20 protein-coding genes are annotated in these 22,226 nt (G+C 71.3%); 14 read left to right on the top strand and 6 right to left on the bottom strand.

Annotated features, from left to right (window positions below):
• Positions 1–208: 208 nt before the first annotated feature.
• Complete coding sequence (locus tag ACTJKJ_RS11925) at positions 209–1,249, bottom strand: hypothetical protein (protein WP_440820559.1); 1,041 nt, start codon at positions 1,247–1,249, stop codon at positions 209–211.
• 142 nt (positions 1,250–1,391) lie between these two features.
• Here ACTJKJ_RS11925 and ACTJKJ_RS11920 point away from each other — a divergent pair, with 142 nt between their 5' ends.
• The 3 genes from ACTJKJ_RS11920 to ACTJKJ_RS11910 all read left to right on the top strand — a co-directional run bounded on the left by ACTJKJ_RS11920 (position 1,392) and on the right by ACTJKJ_RS11910 (position 4,467).
• A complete protein-coding gene (locus ACTJKJ_RS11920) occupies positions 1,392–2,867 on the top strand; it encodes a hypothetical protein (protein WP_440820558.1) in 1,476 nt (491 codons plus the stop codon).
• Between the two features lie 153 nt (positions 2,868–3,020).
• Positions 3,021–3,923, top strand: a complete 903-nt coding sequence (locus ACTJKJ_RS11915) for a penicillin-binding transpeptidase domain-containing protein (RefSeq protein WP_440820557.1) — start codon at positions 3,021–3,023, stop codon at positions 3,921–3,923.
• A 52-nt stretch (positions 3,924–3,975) separates the two neighbouring features.
• Positions 3,976–4,467 (top strand): copper chaperone PCu(A)C, encoded by a 492-nt coding sequence (locus ACTJKJ_RS11910; protein WP_440820556.1) that lies wholly within the window; start codon positions 3,976–3,978, stop codon positions 4,465–4,467.
• Positions 4,468–4,482: 15 nt separating this feature from the next.
• On the opposite strand, the gene ACTJKJ_RS11905 is transcribed toward ACTJKJ_RS11910, so the two are convergent.
• Entirely contained in the window at positions 4,483–5,421 is a 939-nt protein-coding gene (locus tag ACTJKJ_RS11905) for a LysR substrate-binding domain-containing protein (protein WP_440820555.1), read from the bottom strand.
• 150 nt (positions 5,422–5,571) lie between these two features.
• Between ACTJKJ_RS11905 and ACTJKJ_RS11900 the strand changes: the two genes are divergently transcribed.
• Positions 5,572–6,612, top strand: a complete 1,041-nt coding sequence (locus ACTJKJ_RS11900; RefSeq protein WP_091725882.1) for a zinc-binding alcohol dehydrogenase family protein — start codon at positions 5,572–5,574, stop codon at positions 6,610–6,612.
• Between the two features lie 245 nt (positions 6,613–6,857).
• Positions 6,858–7,835 (top strand): hypothetical protein, encoded by a 978-nt coding sequence (locus ACTJKJ_RS11895; protein ID WP_091725887.1) that lies wholly within the window; start codon positions 6,858–6,860, stop codon positions 7,833–7,835.
• A 9-nt stretch (positions 7,836–7,844) separates the two neighbouring features.
• Here the strand turns inward: ACTJKJ_RS11895 and ACTJKJ_RS11890 are convergent, their stop codons facing one another.
• The gene (locus ACTJKJ_RS11890) at positions 7,845–8,930 is read right to left on the bottom strand and encodes a hypothetical protein (RefSeq protein ID WP_440820554.1); all 1,086 of its coding nucleotides are present in this window, start codon (positions 8,928–8,930) and stop codon (positions 7,845–7,847) included.
• Positions 8,931–9,080: 150 nt separating this feature from the next.
• On the opposite strand from ACTJKJ_RS11890, the gene ACTJKJ_RS11885 reads away from it, so the two are divergent.
• Positions 9,081–9,710 carry a phasin family protein gene (locus tag ACTJKJ_RS11885; protein WP_440820553.1) on the top strand — a complete coding sequence of 210 codons (630 nt, stop codon included), beginning with the start codon at positions 9,081–9,083 and terminating at the stop codon, positions 9,708–9,710.
• Positions 9,711–9,865: 155 nt separating this feature from the next.
• Positions 9,866–10,495 carry a PEP-CTERM sorting domain-containing protein gene (locus ACTJKJ_RS11880; RefSeq protein ID WP_091725900.1) on the top strand — a complete coding sequence of 210 codons (630 nt, stop codon included), beginning with the start codon at positions 9,866–9,868 and terminating at the stop codon, positions 10,493–10,495.
• Between the two features lie 125 nt (positions 10,496–10,620).
• On the opposite strand, the gene ACTJKJ_RS11875 is transcribed toward ACTJKJ_RS11880, so the two are convergent.
• On the bottom strand, positions 10,621–11,529 hold the full coding sequence (locus ACTJKJ_RS11875; RefSeq protein WP_297385993.1) for a LysR family transcriptional regulator: 909 nt from the start codon (positions 11,527–11,529) through the stop codon (positions 10,621–10,623).
• Between the two features lie 77 nt (positions 11,530–11,606).
• Here ACTJKJ_RS11875 and ACTJKJ_RS11870 point away from each other — a divergent pair, with 77 nt between their 5' ends.
• Both ACTJKJ_RS11870 and ACTJKJ_RS11865 read left to right on the top strand, forming a co-directional pair.
• Positions 11,607–12,290 (top strand): DsbA family protein, encoded by a 684-nt coding sequence (locus tag ACTJKJ_RS11870; protein ID WP_297385995.1) that lies wholly within the window; start codon positions 11,607–11,609, stop codon positions 12,288–12,290.
• Positions 12,291–12,482: 192 nt separating this feature from the next.
• Positions 12,483–15,077, top strand: coding sequence for a LamG-like jellyroll fold domain-containing protein (locus ACTJKJ_RS11865; RefSeq protein ID WP_440820552.1), 2,595 nt, complete (start codon positions 12,483–12,485; stop codon positions 15,075–15,077).
• 12 nt (positions 15,078–15,089) lie between these two features.
• Here ACTJKJ_RS11865 and ACTJKJ_RS11860 read toward each other — a convergent pair whose 3' ends face one another.
• Together ACTJKJ_RS11860 and ACTJKJ_RS11855 are read right to left on the bottom strand one after the other, a co-directional pair.
• Positions 15,090–16,586 (bottom strand): carboxypeptidase M32, encoded by a 1,497-nt coding sequence (locus tag ACTJKJ_RS11860; RefSeq protein WP_440820551.1) that lies wholly within the window; start codon positions 16,584–16,586, stop codon positions 15,090–15,092.
• 86 nt (positions 16,587–16,672) lie between these two features.
• Positions 16,673–17,155 (bottom strand): YqaA family protein, encoded by a 483-nt coding sequence (locus tag ACTJKJ_RS11855; protein ID WP_091725908.1) that lies wholly within the window; start codon positions 17,153–17,155, stop codon positions 16,673–16,675.
• A gap of 21 nt (positions 17,156–17,176) precedes the next feature.
• Here ACTJKJ_RS11855 and ACTJKJ_RS11850 point away from each other — a divergent pair, with 21 nt between their 5' ends.
• The 5 genes from ACTJKJ_RS11850 to ACTJKJ_RS11830 all read left to right on the top strand — a co-directional run bounded on the left by ACTJKJ_RS11850 (position 17,177) and on the right by ACTJKJ_RS11830 (position 22,079).
• The gene (locus tag ACTJKJ_RS11850) at positions 17,177–18,079 is read left to right on the top strand and encodes a substrate-binding periplasmic protein (RefSeq protein ID WP_440820550.1); all 903 of its coding nucleotides are present in this window, start codon (positions 17,177–17,179) and stop codon (positions 18,077–18,079) included.
• Positions 18,080–18,165: 86 nt separating this feature from the next.
• The gene (gene dusB, locus ACTJKJ_RS11845; RefSeq protein ID WP_440820549.1) at positions 18,166–19,260 is read left to right on the top strand and encodes a tRNA dihydrouridine synthase DusB; all 1,095 of its coding nucleotides are present in this window, start codon (positions 18,166–18,168) and stop codon (positions 19,258–19,260) included.
• The gene (locus ACTJKJ_RS11840; RefSeq protein WP_091725921.1) at positions 19,257–19,490 is read left to right on the top strand and encodes a helix-turn-helix domain-containing protein; all 234 of its coding nucleotides are present in this window, start codon (positions 19,257–19,259) and stop codon (positions 19,488–19,490) included. The genes dusB and ACTJKJ_RS11840 overlap by 4 nt, the downstream gene beginning before the upstream one ends.
• A gap of 116 nt (positions 19,491–19,606) precedes the next feature.
• Positions 19,607–21,187: a bifunctional phosphoribosylaminoimidazolecarboxamide formyltransferase/IMP cyclohydrolase gene (gene purH, locus ACTJKJ_RS11835; protein ID WP_440820548.1), complete on the top strand. Its 1,581-nt coding sequence runs from the start codon at positions 19,607–19,609 to the stop codon at positions 21,185–21,187.
• A gap of 367 nt (positions 21,188–21,554) precedes the next feature.
• The gene (locus ACTJKJ_RS11830; protein ID WP_440820547.1) at positions 21,555–22,079 is read left to right on the top strand and encodes a porin family protein; all 525 of its coding nucleotides are present in this window, start codon (positions 21,555–21,557) and stop codon (positions 22,077–22,079) included.
• Positions 22,080–22,226 lie beyond the last annotated feature (147 nt).

Below are 22,226 nucleotides of genomic sequence, written 5' to 3'. Positions count from 1 at the left end.
GCGACGGCAGACCGCCGACAACCCTCAGCCGTCGCAGCCAGCCGTCGGCAACCGGCAGGCCGGTGGCGAGCAGCGCTCCGGGAGCGGCAGGCGCCGGGAGGCGCCGTGCCGCCCCGCGCGCTACCGGATCAAGGCGATCAGGATGATGATCGGAATCGGCACGCCCAGCAGGTACAGCAACAGCGATCGCATGCGAGCTCTCCTTGGTTCAGTCGATGAGGTCGCGCTGCCGGCCGCCGACGGTGGCCAGCAGGCTCGCGGTGAAGGCGCCGATCAGCAGCGCCACGAACATCCACAGTGCCGCCGCCAGCGTCGCCTTGCGCGCGGCATCCGCGGCTTCGCGGGCGCGCGTTTCCAGCGCCTGCGCCTCGGCGCGGGCGCGCTGCAGCGTCTCGGTCACGCGCCGTTCGGCCTCGGCCTGCGTCAGGCCGGTCCGCTGCGCCACCAGTTGCGAGGCGGCGCGCGTGTCGTCCGAGGACAGGCGGCCCTCATGACGCAGAGCCCGCACCACCAGGCGTCGCAGCGCGGCGGACGACTGCTCGTCCGCATGCGCCATCGACGCGTCCGGCCAGCCGCGCAGCGTCGCCGGATTGGCCCCGGCCGGCGCAGCGCCGGCGGTCGCGGCGAGCGAGGGCCGCAGCAGTGTGTCCACGTAGTAGCCGAGATCGTCGCGAGCCAGCGGATCCGAGCCCGCCCGGCCCTCCGCGCCGCGCTCGGCCAGGGTGCCGTCGGTCTCGGGCGATGTCCCCGCAGTCGCCGTCGTCGCTGTCGCCGCCGCGCCGGCCGTCGCGACGCCGGCCGCGGTCGCCGCTCCCTTCACGCCCAGTCCCGCGATCGCGCCCACCGACGCCGTCAGCGTGGCCGCGGTGAACAGCGTCGCCACCGCCCAGGACAGCAGGCCGTGGGCGGTATCGCGGAAGTGGACCTCGTCGGCATCGGTGCCGCGCCAGCGCACCCGCAGCCGTCCGGCCAGGTAGCCGCCAAGCCCCGACGCCGCCAGTTGCGTGAAGGCGAGCCACGCGATGCCCGCCGCGCCGAGCGTGCCGGCGCTGGCGCCATCGCCGCCCCAGGGCGACACAGCGGCCAGGCCCAGCCCGACGCCGAGCAGCAGCAGGATCAGCGACAGCGCCGCCGCCGCGGCCGCACCGGCCAGCACCGCGCCCCACGACACCGCCGAGACCGCCCCCCGGGCGGGGTAGGCTCCGCCGACGCTGCTCTCGCCCGCATACCAGGCTTCGTTCGCGACCATCGCAATCCCCTCGAGTGGTGATGAGGTCTGCTGGCAAAGGGCGGACCCGAGACCGTAACCCGGCGCCGTAACGCCCAGCCGTAACGCCCGTTACGCCGATGCCGTCACACCGACCGCGCGGCCCGCGCAGAATGCGCCACCCATGACCGTTGCCACCGTTTCCTCCGCGCCCGTCGCCGACGGCGTCGCGCATCGCCTCCAGCTGCTGCCGCACGGCCTGCGCATCGACGGCCTGCCCGAACTCCGCAACCGCCTGCTGCCGCGCCTGCTGGCCGCGCTGCTGCAGGCGCACGAGCAGGGCCTGGCCCGCGTCGACAGCCCCTGCTCGCGCGCCGAGCTGCGCGAGCGCATCGCCGGCATGGCCGAGCTGCACCGCACCCAGGTCTGGCGCGCGCTGGCGTTGCTGGACGACGGTCCGCTGGCCGCGCTGATCGAGGCCAGCGCCCGCAGCAGCGGTCCGTTCTGGCTGAACGCCCCGTTGCTGGCGCGCTGCCAGGTCGAGATCGATGGCGAGCCCGCCGCCGGCGAAGCCCTCGCGCGCTGGCTCGGCCAGCAGCGCCCGGTGCGCGCGCCGGCCGCCGCGCCGCTGCTGCCGCTGGCCTACGCCGAGGCGCTGGCGCGCGCCGACTACCTGCTCGACCGCGGCGAGCTCTACCCCGCCCGGCTCGCGCTCCAGCAAGCCGCACCGCACGTGCCGGAGGGCGACGACGCCGCGGCCGCCGCGCTCGGCCTGCGCCGCGCCCGCATCGCGCGCCGCCTGGGCGACTGGGCCGCGCTGCAGGACGAGCTGCGCGAACTCGGCCAGGCCCTCAACCACGGCCGCCTGCCGAGGCTGGAACGCCGGCAGCTGCGCGCCCGCGTCGCGATCCTGGCGGCTTGGCACTGGTACGGCAGCCTCGGCCAGGCCGCGCCGGCGCTGGACAAGCTCGACGAGGTCGAGCCCGAGGCGCTCGCCAGCGACTCCACCCTGCGCTGCGACCACGGCAACCTGCGCGGGATCGTGCTGCGCGAGCTCGCCCTGGCCCGCGGCGACGCGGCGCTGGCGACGCAGTCGCTGGCCAGCCTGGGCGACGCGCTGCGCGCCGCCTCGCTGGCCGGCCTGCCCGACGCGCTGCAGGTCTGCGCCGCCAATTTGTCCAACACGCTGGGCCAGCTCGTCGAGGCCGGCCTGCTGCCCGCCGCGGGCCCCGGCATCGAGGACGCGCTGCGCTGGCTGCTGCTGAGCGACGCGCTGTGCGCGCGCTGGCAGCTCGGACGCAGTTCGTTGCTGAACACCATCTTCCTGCTGCGCCTGGCGGCGCTGGGCCGGCTGGACTTCGCCGCGCTCCAGCGCCTCGCTTCGGCGCAGGGCCTGCCGCTGCCGGCGGTCTCCTTCAACGAGCTCGCGGCCCAGCGCTGGGCCTCCTGCCGCGCGCGCCACTCGCAGATCCCCGCCGACCAGCGCTGCGCCTTCCTGCTGCTGTGGGCCCGCCATGCGCTCGACGAAGGCGACGCCTTCACCGCCACCGACCTGGTGCGCCAGGCCCGGCTGCAGGCCCGCAAGCTGCGCGACGAGGACGCGCGGCGCCGCTACCTCGACGAGGCCGAGACGCTGATGCCGCGCACCCGCCGCGCCTGAGCCGCGGCGATCCACCGCGGCGCCCGCGCAGCGCGGGATCGACCGCGCCGAGGTCGCAGGCTGCCGGCGCAACGCCCGTAACCGCACTTCGACGCGGCGCGGCGCGGCGGACTCCGGACACTGGCGTCCTCGATCACCGCACGGAGTTCCTCCATGACCCTGTCCCGTCTGTCGACCGGCGCCCTGCTCGTCTGCCTCGCGCTCACCGCCTGCCGCGCCTCGTTCGCGCAGGGCGGCGCGACGCCCGCCCCGGCCACGTCCGCCGCGCCCACCGCCATGGCCGTCGTCCCCGCCGACCAGCGCGAGCGCTGGGAGACCCGCCCGGAGCTGCAGCGCCATTTCGCCGAGCTCGGCACCGCGGGCACGATCGCCGTGCTCGACACCCGCGCGCATCGCTGGATCGCCTCGGACAGCGTGCGCGCCTTCGAGACCTTCCTGCCCGCCTCGACCTTCAAGATCCCGATGTCGCTGATCGCGCTGGAGACCGGCGCCGCGGTCGACGAGACGCAACCCTTCAAATGGGACGGCACCGAGCGGCGGATCGCTGACTGGAACCGCGACCAGACGCTGGCCTCGGCCTACCGGGTCTCGGCGGTGTGGGTGTTCCAGTCGCTGGCCCGCCAGGTCGGCCAGCCGACGGTGCAGCAGTTCCTGCGCGACTTCCGCTACGGCAACGCGATCGCGGGCCCGGTCGGCGATCGCTTCTGGCTCGACGGCGACCTGCGCATCTCCGCGGTCGGCCAGGTGGAATTCCTGCGCCGCGTGCATGACCGCGCGCTGCCGCTGTCCGACCGGACCTACGACATCGCTCGCAAGGTCCTGCTGCGCGAGCAGGGCCCCGGCTGGCGGATGTACGCCAAGACCGGCTGGGCCGATGACGCCCGGCCGCGGCCGATCGGCTGGTTCGTCGGCTGGGTCGAGCAGGACCGCGACCCGCGGCCGGTCTACTTCGCGCTCAACCTGGACATGACCGATGCGGCTTTCGCCCCGCGCCGCGAGGAGATCGCCAAGCGCGTGCTGCGCGCGCTCGGCGCGCTGGAGCCCGCCAGGCCGTGAGCGATCGCCGATACTCGCCCGATCGTCGACAACCCCGATTGGACGCCCCCCGATGAAGTCCCCCGCTCTTGCCCGCGCCGCCGTCCTCCCCCTGCTGCTGGCCGCCGGACTGGCCCAGGCCCAGGTCGTCGTCAGCGACGCCTGGGTCCGCGCCACGGTGCCGCAGCAGAAGGCCACCGGCGCCTTCATGCAGATCAAGTCGCCGACGGACACGAAGCTGGTGTCGATCAGCTCGCCGGTCGCCGGCGTGGCCGAGGTGCACGAGATGGCGATGGACGGCAACGTGATGCGCATGCGGCCGGTCAGCGCGCTGGCGGTGCCGGCCGGCAAGCCGGTGGACCTGAAGCCGGGTGGTTATCACGTGATGCTGATGGAGCTGAAGGGCCCGCTCAAGACCGGCGACGCGGTGCCGCTGACGCTGGTCTTCGAGGGCGCCGACAAGTCGCGCTCGACCGTCACCGTCCAGGCGCCGGCCCGGACCGGCCCGGTCACCGCCCCCGACGCCAAGGACCCGCACGCGGGCCACGGCGACCACAAGCACTGAACGCGCGACCGCGGCTCAGGGGCGCCGCAGCCCCTGCGCGAGGTGATCCACCAGCGCCTTGAGCCGCAAGGGCAGGAAGCGCTGGCTGGGCATCAGCGCATGCAGCGGCATCGGACGGCCGACCCACTCGGGCAGCACCTCCACCAGCGCGCCGCTGGCCAGGCTGTCGCGGATGTCGAGGTCGCTCTTGTAGGTGAGCCCCCGCCCTTCGAGGGCCCACTGGTGGGCGATGCCGCCATCGTCGGCGGTGCGCCGCCCCTGCACCGACACCTCCACCGGCGCCGCCTGCATCGCGTCGCGACGCCAGAAGCGCCACTCGCGCTCCAGCCGGTCGCCGATCTTGAAGCGGATGCATTCGTGCTGCGTCAGCTCGCCGGGATGGGCGGGCCGCCCCTGCCGTTTCAGGTAGTCCGGCGACGCGACCAGCAGCCGGCGTCCGTCATGGAGCTTGCGCGCCACCAGCCGCGAGTCGGCCAGCTCGCCATACCGCAGCGCCAGGTCCACCTCGTCGCGCACCACGTCCTGCAGCGCGTCGCCGACGCTGAGCTGCAGCTCGACGCCCGGGTGGAGGTCGAGGAAGCTGTCCAGCAGCGGCAGCAGCACCCGCCGCGTCAGGTCGCTGGACGCGCTCAGGCGGATGCGCCCGCGCAGGGCCGCCTGGTTGCCGCGGCCCTTGCCCGCCGGGCCCTCGCCCTCGGACACCAGCGCCAGGCCCTCGTCGAGCAGCTCCAGCGCCCGCTGCGCATAGTCCCGCAACCGCTCGCCGGCCATGGTCAGCCGCAGGGCCCGCGTGCTGCGCTCGGCCAGCCGCACGCCCAGCCGCGCCTCCAGCTTCTTCAGCATCGCGCTGGCCGCCGCCGGCGTGATGCCCATCTCGCGCGACGCCGCGGTCAGGCTGCCGCCCCGCGCGCACTCGATCAGCAGGCGCAGCTCGGCGGTGTTCTCGATGTCCATGGGCCGTCCTCCTCGGGGAATCTTCAATCCAGGTTTGAAACTGATAGCCATTCAGCAGGCTTCATTGATTCTGCCCAAGCGCGCACCATCCGTCCCCTGCGGGTCCTCATCCCCTCTTCCTGTCTCCCAATCCTTAAAAGGAGTCGTCTCATGAAAGCCGTCGGCTACTTCCAGTCATTGCCCATCACCGCCTCCGAGTCGCTGCTCGACCTGGACCTGCCCCTGCCCGCCCCCGGACCGAAGGACCTGCTGGTCGAGGTCGCCGCGGTCGCCGTGAATCCGGTGGACACCAAGATCCGGGTGCGCCGCGCCAGCGCCGATGGCACGACGCCGGTGATCCTGGGCTGGGACGCGGTCGGCACGGTGCGCGCGATCGGTCCGGAGGTCAGCGGCTTCGCCGTCGGCGACCGGGTCTGGTACGCCGGCGACATCACCCGCCCCGGCAGCAATGCGCAGTTCCAGTGCGTCGACCACCGCATCGCCGCCCGCGCGCCCACGACGGTGAGCGACGCCGAGGCTGCCGCGCTGCCGTTGACCGCGATCACCGCCTGGGAACTGCTGTTCGACCGCCTGCAGGTGCAGCAGCAGGCGGACCGTCCGGTCAGCCTGCTGGTCACCGGCGCGGCGGGGGGCGTCGGCTCCATCCTGGTCCAGCTGGCACGACGCCAGACCCACCTGACCGTCATCGGCACCAGCTCCGAGCCGGAGGGCGAAGGCGGCCGCTGGCTGCGCTCGCTGGGCGCGCATCACGTGATCAACCACCGCGAGCCGATCGCGCCGCAAATCGCCGCCCTGCAGCGCGACGGCGCGCCGCCGCTGCGCTACGTCACCAGCCTGACCCACACGCCGCAGCACTTCCCAGGCCTGGTCGAGGCCCTCGAACCGCAGGGCAAGCTGGCGCTGATCGATGACTTCGGTCCGGGCGACATCGACGTGATGGCGCTGAAGGGCAAGTCGCTGTCGCTGCACTGGGAACTGATGTTCACGCGCAGCATGCATGCGACGCACGACATCGCCGCCCAGGGCCGGCTGCTGGCCGAGGTCGCCGCGCTGGTCGACGCGGGGCAACTGCGCACGACGCTGGCCGACGTCGTCGGTCCGATCTCCGCCGAGCACCTCCGGCGCGCCCATGCGCTGCAGGAGAGCCAGCGCCAGCGCGGCAAGCTGGTGCTGCAGGGCTGGCCCGCCTGAACGGGGCCTGAGCGCGGCCTGAACGTCGGGGCCGCGAGGTCCGCGTTGCGCGCATGCCGCACTTCTCGTCACAGTTGTGACGTCTTACCGCCCCGGCCCGCCGGGGCGTTTTCATTGGCGCGCGGCTCGGGAAAACCTCCAGTGCGCGACGGCCTCGCGCAGGCGATACCTGCGGCCTCGGACGCCACGACGCGTCCGGCGAATCAACAACGGCCGACCACGGCCATGCAGAGCGAGGGATCGTCATGAACATCCGCAAGGTCCTGGCCGCCGTCCTGCCGGCGGCCCTTCTGTGCGCCGGCGCCTCGGCCACCGCCGCCACCATCGGCGTGATCCTGCCGGGCAGCTACCCGAGCACGGCGCAGGCCGAGGAACTGCAGCTGGGCATGACGCTCGCGCTCAAGACCTGGCCCGGCGACGCGGCGCCCAAGCTGGTCATCAAGGACAGCGGCTGCGACGCCCGCAAGGCCGACGCGATCTCCCAGGAATTCATCAAGGCCAAGGTGGACCTGGTGCTGGGCAACTGGTGCGAGATCAACGCTGGCGCCGACGCGCTGAAGGCGGCCGGCATCCCTTTCATCTCCAGCAATGCCGAGCGGGTCAAGGACCAGGACCTGCAGCTGCAGCTGGGCCGCATCGAGCTCAATGCCGGCGAGAAGATCGCCGCCGACCTGCGCCGCCAGACCGGGCTGCGGATCAGCGCGCGGACCTCGTGCTGGATGGACTTCGACGCGACGCTGTCCGAGCGCGTGGACGCGGTGCTGTGCCCGGTGCTGACGGTCGACCGCGGCCGCTGGGACCAGGTGGCCAACACCTACGGCGCGGCCTTCCGCAAGCCCTTCACCGCCTCGGCCGCGCGCGGCTACGCGGCGATGGAGGTGGCCTTGAACTACCTGCGGCGAGCCAAGGGCATGAAGCCCGCGGCGGCGCTGAAGGAGACCCAGGCTATGGCCACGCTGCTGGGCCCGGTGCCGACGCTGGACGCGCCGGCGCCGACGACGGCGCTGCAGCTGGTCTTCCGCCACGACCTGCCCAAGCTCAATCCGCAGCAGTCGCAGACGCTGGACAAGCTGGTCAAGACCAAGGGCTGCGCCTGTCCCGGCGGCACGCTGCGCAACGGCTGCCCGCGCGACTCCGGTCCGTGGGGCGAGCTGCCCTTCGTCGTGCGCGGTGGCGGCACACCGCCGGCCTGCACCAAGCCGATCGGGCTGCTGGAACTCTGAGCGGCCCGCTCAGCGCAGCAGCAGCGCGGCGATCCGCAGCGCGATCTCCACCAGCGTCGGCGGCGAGCCGCCGCTGGATTCGGGCCATCCGGAGCTCGGCCATTCGCGGGCGCCTCCGCGGTCGCGGCGGGCGTTCTCCCGGTCGTAGCGTTTCTCGTAGTCGCCTCGCCAGAAGTGGCCATGCTTGCCGCCCGCCGGATCGCTGGGAGTGACATAGGAGGCCAGCCGGCGGCGGCGTTCCTGCTCCACCTCGTCCTCGGCGACGCGCCCGTCGTGCTCGAGCGCATCGAGCAAGGGCCCGAGTTCCTCCAGCGACGGCACCACCACCGCGTGATGGCAATGCCCGCAGCGCGTCTCGCGCGTCGGATCCATCGGTGCGCCGCAGCCGCGGCAGGCCCAGCCGACCGGCTTGCCGCCGCTGGGCATCAGCAGCGGCTCCGAGGGCGAGCGCCGGCGCAGCGCGTTCGTCAGGCGCGGCATGTCGATCATCACCAGCGGGCTCCGGCACCACGGGCAGTCCTCGCCCTTGCCGTCGGCCGGACCACCGCAGCTCAGGCAGCACAGCTGGCGCCGCTCCGCCTGCAGCGCGCCGCGCTCGGCGGGCAGCAGCGGCCGCACCAGGCCGCGCTCGGCCAGCATGCCGGCCTGGCTGTGCAGGTGGCCGCCGCAACCGCCGCACTCCAGCACCGGGAAGCGCCCGTAGCGCGTGAGATTGCGGACCTCCTTCAGCGCCTTCGCGCAGAGCGGGCAGGCCCGGCTGGGCGCGTGGGGCACGTCCGCCTGGCGCAGGCGGTGCAGGTCGCGCAGCAGCTGGATCCAGGCGGTCGGGGACAGGTGAACCGACTCGCGCGCGTCGAACCACACCAGTCCGCAAGGGCCGCAGTGGTCGATGTCGACCGTCGCCGGCGCGTGGTGGCCGGGCAGGCTCAGGTGTCGCATCGGGGCCCGGCACTGCGGGCAGTCGACCAGCGCGCCCTTGCGCAGTGGCAGGTCGGGGTCCATCGCCAACGGCGGCAGCGGCGGGGGCGCCTCCGGCACGGTGTCGGGGAAGTCGTCGCCCGGGCGGCGGCCTGGGGTGGTGGTCGGCAAGGACATGGCCGGGATTCTGGTCCATGCGCCGTTCGCCCCGATGGGGGGTTGCGCACGTCAGGCGCGTCATCGTGACGCGCGGCACGCGCCCTATAGTCCGGTTCTCGACGAGCGGCGGCGGTCAGCGCCGCCGCCCCGCGACGACAAGGAACGCCCATGGTCAAGAAGCAACAGAAGACGGCCGCCCCGAAGCCGGCGAAAGGCCGCCGCAAGGACGCCGCCTCCGCCTCGGCGAAGGCCGCGGACACGCCGTTCGCGGAGCAGGTCAAGGCGTCGGCGCAGCAGATCTGGTCGGCGGGGCTGGCCGCCTTCGCCAAGGCGCAGGACCAGGGCGGCGCGATGCTGGACAAGCTCTCCGGCGACGGCGCCAAGGCCCAGGACCCGATGCGCGGCGCCGGGGAGAAGCTCGACAGCGCCGCGCGCCGGATGAGCGACCTGGCCGGCGAGGTCGGCAGCCGCGCCGGTCAGCACTGGGACAAGCTGGAATCGATCTTCGAGGACCGCGTCGCGCGCGCGCTCGCCCGGCTGGGCATGCCGGCGGCGGAAGAGGTCGCCCGGCTGCAGGCCCGCGTCGAGGCGCTGGCCGCCGAGGTCGCGATGCTGCGCGCCCAGGCAGCGCCGGGCGCGAAGGCCAAACCGGCCAAACCGGCCAAATCGCGCAAGGCCGAATCCGCCAAGTCCGAATCCCCAAAAACCGAATCGCCCAAGACCAAGGCGCCCAAGACCCGGACGGTCCAGGCGGCCAAGGCGGCAAAGGCGGCCAAGCCTCGCGCACGCACCGCCTGACCCCTTGAAGCGGCGCGCGTGGCGTGCGAAACGTCACGAATCGTTTCGGCATCCCCAGCGCACAGGGGGATGGCAGGCGGCGGGCGGTCTCGAACAATTCGACACAAGCGCAGACCTCCTGCGCGCCCCTTGTCGAACTTCCGAGTCCCGCCGCCATGAAGCGTCTGATTGCAGCCTCCCTCCTCGCCGCTCCGCTGTTCGCGTTGGCCGCGCCCGTCAACCTGGTCAACAACGGCAGCTTCGAGTCGACCGTGATCGGCAATGGCAGCTATGCCATCGTCAACAGCGTCGTCGGCTGGACCGTCGGCCCGCACGGGCTGGAAATCCGCAACAACGTCGCCGGCTCGGCCTTCAACGGCAGCAACTTCACCGAGCTGGACACCACCACCAACAGCTGGATCAGCCAGACGCTGAACACGGTGGCCGGCGCCTCGTACACGCTGAGCTTCGCCTACACCAACCGCCCGGACAACCAGGGCGCGGTGAGCAACGGCCTGACCTGGCAGATCGGCGACCTGAGCGGCAAGGTCGGCAACAACACCGACACCACCTGGCAGACCTTCAGCACCACCTTCACCGGCACCGGCAGCCCGATGACGCTGCGCTTCGGCGCGACCGGTCGCAGCGACTCCTACGGCACCTCGCTGGACAACGTGGTGGTGTCGACGCTGAGCGCCGGCGGCAACGCCTCCGCCGTGCCGGAACCGCACAGCCTGGCGCTGATGCTGGCCGGACTGGGCGCGATGGGCTTCGTCGCCCGCCGCCGCAAGGGCGGCAAGGCCTGACACCAGGACAGGCGGGTCCTCGACGACTCGTTGGGAGCGCGACGTGGGGTAGAGACCGCGGACGCGCACGGAGACAGGGCACCCCACGGGGTGCCCTTTCTCTTGGGCGGCTCATCATGGGCGGCTCACCGCCTTCGATCCCATGGCGCCACCTCGCCGCCGAACCGGTCCGACAGGAACTCGATGAGCAGCCGCAGCGGCATGGGCTGGTGGCGGCGCGACAGATAGACGGCCTGGATGTCCAGCGGCTCCAGCGCGTACTCCGGCAGCACCTGCCTGAGCCTGTCCTGGGCCAGCTCGTCGCCCACGAAGAAGGTCGGCAGCATGGCGATGCCGGCGCCGGCCAGGGCCGCGGCATGGACCACCGCGGTTTCATTGGCCGAGATCGAGCCACGCGCCTCGACGATCGTCTCCTCGCCGTCGCGCGTCAGCCGGTACTCCGGCGCGAAGCCGGTGCTGTGCGTGATGCACCGATGCCGGCGCAGGTCGTCCGGGGCCCGGGGCGTGCCCGCGCGCTCGAGGTAGGCCGGCGAGGCGCAAAGGATCGAGTGGCAGCGCGCCAGGCGGCGCGCCACCAGGCCCGGGTCGATGCGATTGCTCAGCCGCACGGCCAGGTCGATGCGGTCCTCGACCAGATCGACGGTGCGGTCCACCATGACCAGATCGACCTCGACGCCGGGGTGCGAGGCCTGGAAGTCCACGACCGCGGCCGTCAGCTGCGCCATCGCAAACGACGGCGACGAGGTGAGTCGCAGCCGCCCTCGCGCCTCGGCACCGCCCTGGCCCGCTTGCGCCACGGCATCGTTCGCGAGCGCGAGCATTTCGCGGCAGGTCACCAGCGTGTGCTGTCCCTTGTCGGTCAAGGCCAGCCGCCGGGTGGTGCGATGCAGGAGCCGCGCGCCGAGCCAGTCCTCCAGGCCCTCCAGGTAGCGGCTCGCCATCGCGCGCGACATGCCCAGCGCATCCGCCGCGGCGCTGACGGTGCCCCGATCCACGATCTCCACGAAGACCCGCATCGCGGTCAGTCGGTCCATGATTTACTCGATTCAGTTGACAACCATTCAACTGGCACGAAGTTTATCGGCGGACCAGTAATCAATAAAGTGACGCCATGGACAGATCCCGATTTCCCACCCCGACCGTCGTTTACGTCATGGACGCCTATTGCGGCTGGTGCTGGGGTTTCTCGGAGCGCATGCGCGCGTTCGAGGCCGCCAATCGGCACCGCGTCGCCTTCACCGTCCTCAGCGGCGGGCTCTTCGTCGGCGCCCGTGCCACGGCCATCGCCAACTACCCGCACATCCCCGAGGCGAACGATCGCATCGCCCGCCTCACCGGCGCGGTGTTCGGCGAGCGCTATCGGGCCTTGCTCCAGGCGGGGACGATGGTCATGGACTCGCTCGACGCGGCGGCCGGCCTGGCCGCGCTGCGCGCGCTGGCGCCGGAACGCGCGGTGCATTGGGCGCATGAACTGCAGGCCGCCTTCTACGGCCAGGGCCTGAGCCTGTCCGAGCCGACCACCATCGCCGCCATCGCCAAGGCGAACGGCCTGGACGAGGCGCTCGTCCTGCGCCACCTGGCCGATGGTTCCGCCCGGGCCCTGGCGGCCGCGGACTTCGATCTGGCCCACCGACAGCTCGGCGCGAGTGCCTACCCAACGCTGCTGTTCCTGGAGGGCGACCGCGTCCATCAGCTCCCGGCCACCGGCACGGCGCTGCCGGTGCTGAACCGCAAGCTCGACGAGCTGCTCGGTCAGCGCGTTGCGACCTTGGCTGGCAAGTTGGCGCGGGTCTGAGGACGCCGCCGCGCCGGAGGCTGGGGCGGGCCCGCGGGTTTTACACGGGTTTTATTTCGTAACACCGACAACCATTTCGCCTCTTTCCACCCTCTACGCCAATTGGCTCGGAAGACGAAACTCCGTCCCGACGATGAACCCGCTGCCCAAAACGCGGCGGGCCCACCCCTTCCCCTCCCCTGTCAGATCGCCATGAAGTCACCGCTGTTGTCCTACCACGTGAATCGCCGGACCGTCCTTGCCGCACTCGCGACCTCGGGCGTGGCGGCCTGCGGCGGAGGCTCGGACGGGGCCGCGGGCAGCCCGGTCGTGGGCGGAGCAGGCGGGACGGGCACCGGCGCCACCGCCGGGGCCGGGGCCGGTGCTGGCAGCACTCCGGGCACCGGCACCGTCGCCACTCCAGGCGCGGGCAGCGTGCCGGCGACCGATCCCACCGCGGGACAGGGCGCCGGCGGCGCACCGATCACCGCCCCTTCCACCGGAGAGGGGACGGGCAGCCTGCCAGGCACGAGCCCCAACGCCGGACAGGGAACGGGCACCGCGCCCAGCACCGGCACTCCGGCCGAACCGGGGACGGGCGGCACCCCGGGCAACAGCACCCCGGGCTCGGGCAACAGCACCCCGGGCTCGGGCAGCGGCACCTCGGGCAACGGCAGCTCGGGCAGCGGCAACTCCGCCGGGCAGCCCGACAGCACGGCGCCAGCGACCGACGACACGACCGCGACGACCAGCGGCCAGAGTTTCAAGACTTTCGCTCCGACCGAGCCGGCCAGCACCGAGGCGATGTACACCGGCGCCGCGTTCGCCCACCCGGGCCTCCTGCACACCTCCGCCGACTTCTCCCGGATGACGGCCAACCTGGGCCGGTCGCCGTGGAGCGAAGGGTTCGCCCAGCTGCAGTCGTTCGTGTCGGGCATGTCCAGATGGAACGTCACCGCCACCAGCAGGGTGAGTCGCTACAGCTCGCCAAGTGCGGGCAGCTCCAACTTCGCCAACTTCGCGCGCGACATCGGACGCGCCTACGCTTGCGCGCTGTACTGGAAGGTCACCGGCACCACCGCCTACGCCGACAAGGCGATGGACTACATGAACGGGTGGTCCAGCACCTTGACCACCATCGCGGGCGACCACGACGTGGCGCTGCTCGCGCTCAACGCCTATCAGTTCGCCAACGTCGGCGAGATCATGCGCACCTATTCCGGCTGCACGCCCGCCAACCTGGCGGCCTTCCAGTCGATGATGACCATCTTCTCAGTCGAGGCGGTTGGAACCGACGGGAAGGGCGGCTGGCTGTACGGCTCGCGCGCGCCGCTGAGCAGCTACTCGAACTGGCAGCTGGCCAGCATCGCGGCGGCGATGGCCATCGGCGTGCTGAAGGACGACGTGGCCATGTTCAACGGCGCGCTCGAATACTTCCGCACCGGCGAGGGCAATGGCGGCGTCAAGCAGGCGGTCTATTACCTGCATCCCGGCCACCTCGGGCAGACGCAGGAAGCCGGCCGCGACCAGGGCCATGCCACCCTGTCCGCGGGCCTGATGACGGTGATCTGCGAGATGGCCTGGAACCAGGGCATCAACCTCTACGGCTTCGGCAACAACCGCGTGCTGGCGGGGTCCGAGTACATCGCGAAGGGCAACCTCGCCGTCGCCGGCAATTTCCCGTCAATGCCGTTTCGCGAATACCGGATCAAGGGCATCGACCACACGAGCTTCGCGACCGGCGCTCAAGGCATCCAGCGCAACCAGTGGGCGATCGTCCACAACCACTATGCCAACCGCAAGGGCGTGGCCGCGCCGTTCTGCAAGGCCTTCGTCGACACCCGCGTGGAGACCGCCAGCGACAACGACCTGCCGGGCTTCGGCACGCTGACCTACTCCCGCGATCCGTTCACCGCCGCGACCACGCCCACCGGCCTGATGCACTTCGTCAACGACGGCGAGGTGACGCTGTCCTGGTGGGGCGTTCCCAATGCGACGGCCTATGTCGTCAAGCGCAGCACCGCGCCCAACACCGGCTTCGTGGACGTGGCCACGATCAACAGCGGCAGCCTGCTGAGCTTCGTGGACAAGGGGCTCGCGGCGGGGACCTACTACTACGCCGTCACGGCGCGCGTCGGACTGGGCGAGACGGGCCCTTCCAACCGGGTGATGGCCGTCACCGCGACGCAGCTCGCGATGCGACTGCCGTTCTCCGAGAACGGCGGCAGCACCGCGGCGGACAGCAGCGGCAACGGCCTGGCCGGCAAGCTGGTGTCGGCGGGCTGGGGCGCCGGGCGCAATGGCGCGAGCGCGGTGGCGCTGACCGGCAGCGGCAGCTACGTCGCGCTGCCCAACGACCTCGGCGCCGAGCTGGGCGACTGCACCCTCTCCCTGTGGACCTTCTGGACCGGCGCGGGCAACACCCGCGAGTACCTGCTCAGCCTGGGCAACGGCGGCGACCAGTTCCTGGTGGTCTGCCCGAAATGGTCGGACGGGCGCACGCGCGTGCTGATCAGCACCTCGGGCCGCGATGGCGACGTCGAGCTCGGCACCGGGGCGCGGATGGCCTCCGGCCGATGGGTCCATGTCGCGGTGACGCTGTCCTCCAGCCTCATGACGCTGTACTACGACGGCGTGCAGCAGGCCCAGGTCAACTGCCCGTGGCAGCCTCGCCATTTCGGCCGGACCAACAAGAACTGGCTGGGCCGATGGGGCGACAACTCCTACTCGGGACGCATCGCCGATTTCCGGATCCATCACAACGCGATGAGCGCCAGCGAGGTCGCGGCCCTCTACGCAAGCACCTGAGAGCCCGGCGCCTCAGCCCAGGTAGCGCGTCTCCAGGTGGCGGCGGAAGTGCGCCGGCGCCAGCGCCTCGCCGCTGGCGCGTCGCACCAGCTCCGGCGTCTCCCAGCGGCTGCCCTGCGACCAGATGCGGTCCTTGAGCCAGTCGAAGACCGGCGCGAGCTCGCCGCGCGCGATCTCCTCGTCGAGCGTCGGCCGCTCGCGGCGCATCGTCGCGAACCACTGCGCCGCGTACATCGCGCCCAGCGTGTAGCAGGGGAAGTAGCCGAAGAGGCCGCAGCCCCAGTGCACGTCCTGCATGCAGCCGTCCTTGTAGTTGCCGCGCGTGTCCAGGCCCAGCAGCTCCTGCATCTTGCGGTCCCACAGCGCGGGAATGTCCTCGACCTCGATCTCGCCCTCGATCAGCGGGCGCTCGATCTCGTAGCGCAGGATCACGTGGGCCGGGTAGGTCACCTCATCGGCGTCGACGCGGATGTAGCCCGGCGCCACGCGCGTCATCAGCTTGTGCAGGTTGTCCGCGGCGAATCCGCGCTGATGGCCCAGGTGGCGCTCCACCAGCGGCTGCAGCAGGCCGGCGAAGCCGGGATGCGCGGCCAGCTGCATCTCGAAGGACAGGCTCTGGCTCTCGTGCAGGCCCATCGAGCGCGCCCGGGCCACCGGCAGCCCCAGCCACTCGCGCGGCAGGTTCTGCTCGTAGCGGCCGTGGCCGGTCTCGTGGATGGTGCCGGTCAGGCTTTGCAGGAAGCTGTCGTCGCGATAGCGCGTGGTCATGCGCACGTCCTCGGGCACGCCGCCACAGAACGGATGGGCGCTCTCGTCCAGCCGGCCGGCCTCGAAGTCGAAGCCCAGCAGCTTCATCGCGTCCAGTCCGAGCGCCCGCTGCGCGGCCGCCGGGAACGGCCCCTGCGGGTGAATGACGCTGTCGCGCGCCTGGCGGTCCATGACCTGCCCGATCAGCCCGGGCAGCCACTGGCGCAGGTCGCCGAAGACGCGGTCCACCTCCGCCGCGCGCATGCCGGGCTCGAACTGGTCGAGCAGCGCGTCGTAGCGGCTCAGGCCCGCGTCGTCGGCGAGGTATTGCGCCTCCTCCCGCGCGTAGCGCACCACGGGGCGCAGGTTCTCGACGTAGCCGGCCCAGTCGTTGGCCGGGCGTTGCTGGCGCCATTGATGCTCGCAGTGCGAGTTGGCCAGCGAGCGGGCCTCGACCAGCCGCTGCGGCACCGCGTTGGCCGAGCGCCAGACGCGGCGCATCTCGCGCAGCGAGGCGCGCTGGACATCGTCCAGCGGCTCCTGCGCCGCCTCGTCGAGCAGCTGCTTCAGCGCCGGGTCGGTGCCCAGCTGGTGCAGCAAGCCGTCCATCTCGGCCAGCGCCTCGGCGCGGGCCTGCGCGCCGCGCGACGGCATGAAGGCGGACTGGTCCCAGGACGCGATCGACTGCAGGTGGGACAGACGGTGGATGCGCTGGTGGCGCTGGCACAAGGCGTCATAGGCCGGGGTGCGGGGGGTGCTCATGGCGGGGTCTCCTGTCGGTGCCCCGCATTGTGCAAGCGTCGGCGTAGGGTCCCTCCAGTCACGCCCGAGCGGGCGCCGCGCCGCGCTCAGTCCAGCATCGCGACCCCCACCGAGGTCATCAGCAGGTAGCGCGCGAACTTGCCGATCGCCATGTAGCCGACGCAGGGCCAGAACGGCAGACGCAGCCAGCCCGCCAGCGCGCACAGCGGGTCGCCGACGATGGGCAGCCAGCTCATCAGGCAGGTCTTCGCGCCGAAGCGTCGCAGCCAGCCGAGCACCCGCTGGTCGCGCGGCGAGTGATGCACGGCCGCCTCGTAGGCGCGCTCCGCGCCGTAGCCCATCCACCAGGTGATCGCGCCGCCGAGGGTGTTGCCGACCGTGGCCACGAGGATCGCCGGCCAGAAGAGCTCCGGCTTCGCATGCACCAGCAGCAGCACCACCGGTTCCGATCCCATCGGCAGGAGCGTCGCCGACACCAGCGCCACGACGAACACCGCGCCCAGGCCCACCTGCGGGAGAGCCAGGGTCTCCAGCATCAGGTGAATCATGTGTTGCAGCCAAGCTTCCATGCGTGGGATTATCTGAAGACCATGTCCTTGCGCCGCCTTGCCGTCTCGTCGTTCGCGCTGATCGGCCTGGCCCTCGCGGGTCCGGGGCACGACGGCCGCCTGTCCCTGGCTGCGACCGCGCGGGCGCAGACCGCCCCGTCGTCCGCTTCCGCACAGGCAAGCGCGGCGCCCGGTCCGGCCAACCCGCTGCCTCCCATCCCGGGCTGTCCGCTGCTGGTGGCCTCGGGCAACCCGCAGTACCCGCCCTACCTGTGGCGCGACCCGGCCGACGAGCAGAAGCTGGTCGGCGCCAATGCCGACCTGATGCAGTGGCTCGCGGCCGAGATCGGCATCCCGGTCGAGACCCGCTATGTCGGCCCCTGGGGCCGGGTGCAGGAGGAGATGCGCGCCGGCCGCATCGACCTGATCGCGGGCGCCTTCTTCACGCTGCCGCGCACCGAGTACATGGACTACTTCCACCCGGCCTTCCGCGAGACGCGCAGCGTGATCTGGACCCGCAGCGCCGCACCGGTCGCGTACAAGCGCTGGAGCGACCTCGCGCCCAAGCTGGGCGTCACGGTGATCAACAACAGCTTCGGCGTCGAGTTCGACAACTACGCGCGCCAGTCGCTCAAGATCAGCCAGGTCGCCAGCATCGAGCAGGCGATCCAGATGCTGCAGCGCGGCCGCGCCGACTACCTGATCTACGAGGACACGCCGGCCGAGGCCTATGTCGCGCGCAACGGCGGGCCGGCGATCCAGCCGCTGCTGCCGGCGATCGCGCGCGAGGGCCTGTACCTGACGCTGGCCCACCGCTCGCGTTGCAACACCCCCGAGCTGCGCGGCCGCCTCGTCCGTGCGGTCTACAAGCTGTCGCAGGAACGGGTGATGAACCGGCTGGTCGAGCAGGGCTTCGTGCTCTGGCGCAAGCAGCCGTCCCCCTGACGGCCCCACCCGCCGGAGGGATCGGGAGGGGAAGCCGGAGCGGTATACTTCTGCCTCTTTTTTGTGCAGCCTCCGCACCGCTCCCGATGTCCACGCCGCTGCCCGGCACGCTCACGCTGGGTTCCTTCGTCCTGCCGAACCGTCTGTTCGTCGCCCCGATGGCGGGCGTGACCGACCGGCCCTTCCGCGTCCTGTGCAAGAAGCTGGGCGCGGGCTACGCGGTCAGCGAGATGGTGACCTCGCGCAAGGACCTGTGGAACAGCCTGAAGACCTCGCGCCGCGCCAACCATGAGGGCGAGCCGGCGCCGATCTCGGTGCAGATCGCCGGCACCGACGCGGCCATGATGGCCGAGGCCGCCGCCTACAACATCGACCGCGGCGCGCAGATCATCGACATCAACATGGGCTGCCCCGCCAAGAAGGTCTGCAACAAGTGGGCGGGCTCGGCGCTGATGCAGGACGAGGCGCTGGCGCTGCAGATCGTGGAGGCCGTGGTCGCCGCCTGCGCACCGCGCGGCGTGCCGGTGACGCTGAAGATGCGCACCGGCTGGTGCCAGGCCGAGAGGAACGCGGTGGCGCTGGCCCGGGCGGCGGAGTCCGCCGGCATCGCGATGGTGACCGTGCACGGCCGCACCCGCGAGCAGGGCTATACCGGCCACGCCGAATACGACACCATCGCCGCGGTCAAGGCCGCGCTGCGCATCCCGGTCGTCGCCAACGGCGACATCGACACCCCGCGCAAGGCCCGCGAAGTGCTGGCCGCCACCGGCGCCGACGCGATCATGGTCGGCCGCGCGGCGCAGGGGCGGCCCTGGATCTTCGCGGAGATCGCGCACTTCCTGGCCACCGGCGAGGAACTGCCCGCGCCCCGCGTCGCCGACGCCAAGCGCTGGCTGGTCGAGCACCTGCACGACCACTACGCGCTGTACGGCGAGCTCACCGGCATGCGCAGCGCGCGCAAGCACATCGGCTGGGCGGTGCGGGCGCTGCCCGGCGGCGAAGACTTCCGGCGCCGCATGAACGCGCTCGAGACCTGCGACGACCAGGTCCGCGCGCTCACCGACTGGCTCGATGCGCTGGCGGACCACCACGAGCGCCTGCCCTACGTGCCGACGGCCGACGACGCCGCGAACGACGGACAACACCAAGACGAAGACCAAGAAAGAAGGCTCACGGCATGACGCCCAAACCGATCGACTCCTGCATCCGCGAAAACCTGGAGGCCTACTTCCGCGACCTCGGCGGCGAGGCGCCGCACTCGATGCACGAGATGCTGATCCGGCTCGTCGAGAAACCGCTGCTGGAGGTCGTCATGCAGCACAGCGACGGCAACCAGAGCAAGGCCGCCGAATGGCTGGGCATCAACCGCAACACCCTGCGCCGCAAGCTCGTCGAGCACAAGTTGATCTAAGACCACCCCTACCGGCTTCCGCCGGCCCCTCAGGGGCGAACGCGGGAGCCCGGCAAAGCCGGATCTCCGCGTTCCGCTTGGTCACACCCGAATCCCCCCGCATCGAAGGAATGTTCATGGCCCAACTCACCGCCCTGATCTCGGTCTCCGACAAGACCGGCATCGTCGAATTCGCCCAGGCGCTGCATGCGCTGAACGTGCGCCTGCTGTCCACCGGCGGCACCGCCAAGCTGCTGGCCGACGCCGGCCTGCCGGTGACCGAGGTCGCCCAGCACACCGGCTTCCCCGAGATGCTGGACGGCCGCGTCAAGACGCTGCATCCGAAGATCCACGGCGGCCTGCTGGCGCGCCGCGACCTGCCCGAGCACGTCGCCGCGATCCAGCAGCACGGCATCGACACCATCGACATCCTGGCGGTGAATCTCTATCCCTTCGAGTCCACCGTCGCCAAGCCCGGCTGCACGCTGGAGGACGCGATCGAGAACATCGACATCGGCGGCCCAGCCATGGTCCGCAGCGCGGCCAAGAACTGGAAGGACGTGACGGTGCTGACCGACGCGTCGCAGTACGCGCAGGTGCTCGAGGAACTCAAGGCCCACGGCAAGACCAGCGACAAGACGCGCTTCGCGGCCTCGGTCGCGGCGTTCAACCGCATCGCGCAGTACGACGCGGCCATCAGCAACTACCTGAGCGCGCGCCTGGACGACGGCTCGCTGGCCGAGTACCCGGCGCAGATGAACAGCAGCTTCGTGAAGGTGCAGGACCTGCGCTATGGCGAGAACTCGCACCAGACCGCCGCCCTCTACCGCGACCTGCATCCGGCGCCCGGCTCGCTGGTGACCGGCAAGCAGCTGCAGGGCAAGGAGCTCAGCTACAACAACATCGCCGACGCGGATGCCGCCTGGGAATGCGTGAAGAGCTTCGACACGCCGGCCTGCGTGATCGTCAAGCACGCGAATCCCTGCGGCGTGGCCGTCGCGGCGAGCGCCGCCGATGCCTACGCGAAGGCCTTCAAGACCGATCCGACCAGCGCCTTCGGCGGCATCATCGCGTTCAACCGCGAGGTGGACCGCGCCGCGGCCGAGCTGGTGTCCAAGCAGTTCGTCGAGGTGCTGATGGCGCCGTCCTTCAGCGCCGAGGCGCGCGAGATCTTCAAGGGCAAGGTCAACGTGCGCCTGCTCGAGATCGCGCTGCCGCCGGGCGGCGCGCGCCCCTGGGACCAGGGCCGCAACGCGCAGGACGTCAAGCGCGTCGGTTCGGGCCTGCTGGTGCAGACCGCCGACAACCACTTCCTGTCCAAGGCCGACCTGAAGGTCGTCACCACGCTGCAGCCGACGGCGCAGCAGCTCGATGACCTGATGTTCGCGTGGACTGTCGCGCAGTACGTCAAGAGCAACGCGATCGTGTTCTGCGGCAATGGCATGACGCTGGGCGTGGGCGCGGGCCAGATGAGCCGCATCGACTCGGCGCGCATCGCGTCGATCAAGGCGGAGAACGCCGGCCTGGCGCTGGCCGGCTCGGCGGTGGCCAGCGATGCGTTCTTCCCGTTCCGCGACGGCCTGGACGTGCTGGCCGACGCGGGCGCCTCCTGCGTGATCCAGCCGGGCGGCTCGATGCGCGACGACGAAGTCATCGCCGCGGCCAACGAGCGCGGCATCGCGATGGTCTTCACCGGCGTACGCCACTTCCGCCATTGAGCGCCTGCGCCTGCGCCGGGGGCCGGGTCTTGCCCGCCCCGCGCGCGCTCCGCTCCGCTTCAGGCCCGGCCCTCGCGCCGGGCCTTTTGCTTGGCGCGTCGCCGTTACCGGTGCCCTCGCTGGCGGCGCATCCCTGACACATCTCTGCCGTTAAGACCGCATCAATGCATGTACGTTCTGCAGAGCGGACCCACTCTGATTGGGGATACGGGGCCTAGGCACCCACTCATTTGCGTCGCGAGCCTGCAACTCCATATGCACTTTTTTACCGCAGCGTGACCTCTTGCATTGACCGGCCAAGTGCGGCGTTGATACCTTTCGCCCCGCATCGCCGAGATGCGATTTTTCTTTAGAGAGAAGTATTCGAATGACCAAGATTTCCGCCATCGTCGTCGCCGCCCTGCTGGCCGCCGGCGCCGCTCAAGCACAGACCCAGACCCAAGCCCCGCTGTACGGCGAACTGGGCTACACCTTCGTCAAGGTGAAGGCTGACGGCGGCCTGTCGGCCAAGCCGGGCGCCATCCGCGGCATCGTCGGCTACGACGTGCACCCGAACGTCGCCATCGAAGGCATGCTGGCCTTCGGCGTGTCGGACGACACCGTCGGCGGCGCCAAGATCAAGATCCCGCACAGCTACGGCCTGTTCGTGACCCCGAAGTACGCCTTCGACCAGTTCGAAGTCTTCGGCCGCCTGGGCTACGCCCACAGCAAGATCAAGGCTTCTGACGAAGACGGCTCCATCTCCGACAGCGGCGGCAGCTTTGCCTACGGCCTGGGCGCGAAGTACAACTTCGACAAGTCGATCTACGGCGCTGTCGACTACATGCGCTATTACAAGAAGGACGGCATCAAGGCCGACGGCTTCACGCTGAGCGTGGGCTACCGTTTCTGATCGTCGCGATCGCCTCGCGCGATCCGACCGGGCCTTCATCGGCCCGAATTGAAAGCCCGGCTCCGGCCGGGCTTTTTCTTTTTTGCACGCCGGCACGCACCGGATCCGCCGCGGCTAGTCGCGCCCCTCTAGTCCAGGGTCGACGCG

This window comes from Roseateles sp. 22389, from assembly GCF_052044995.1.
Classification (GTDB): domain Bacteria; phylum Pseudomonadota; class Gammaproteobacteria; order Burkholderiales; family Burkholderiaceae_C; genus Roseateles.
The sequence above is the reverse complement of the archived record's forward strand: the minus strand, read 5'-3'. Positions and strand labels throughout refer to the sequence as shown.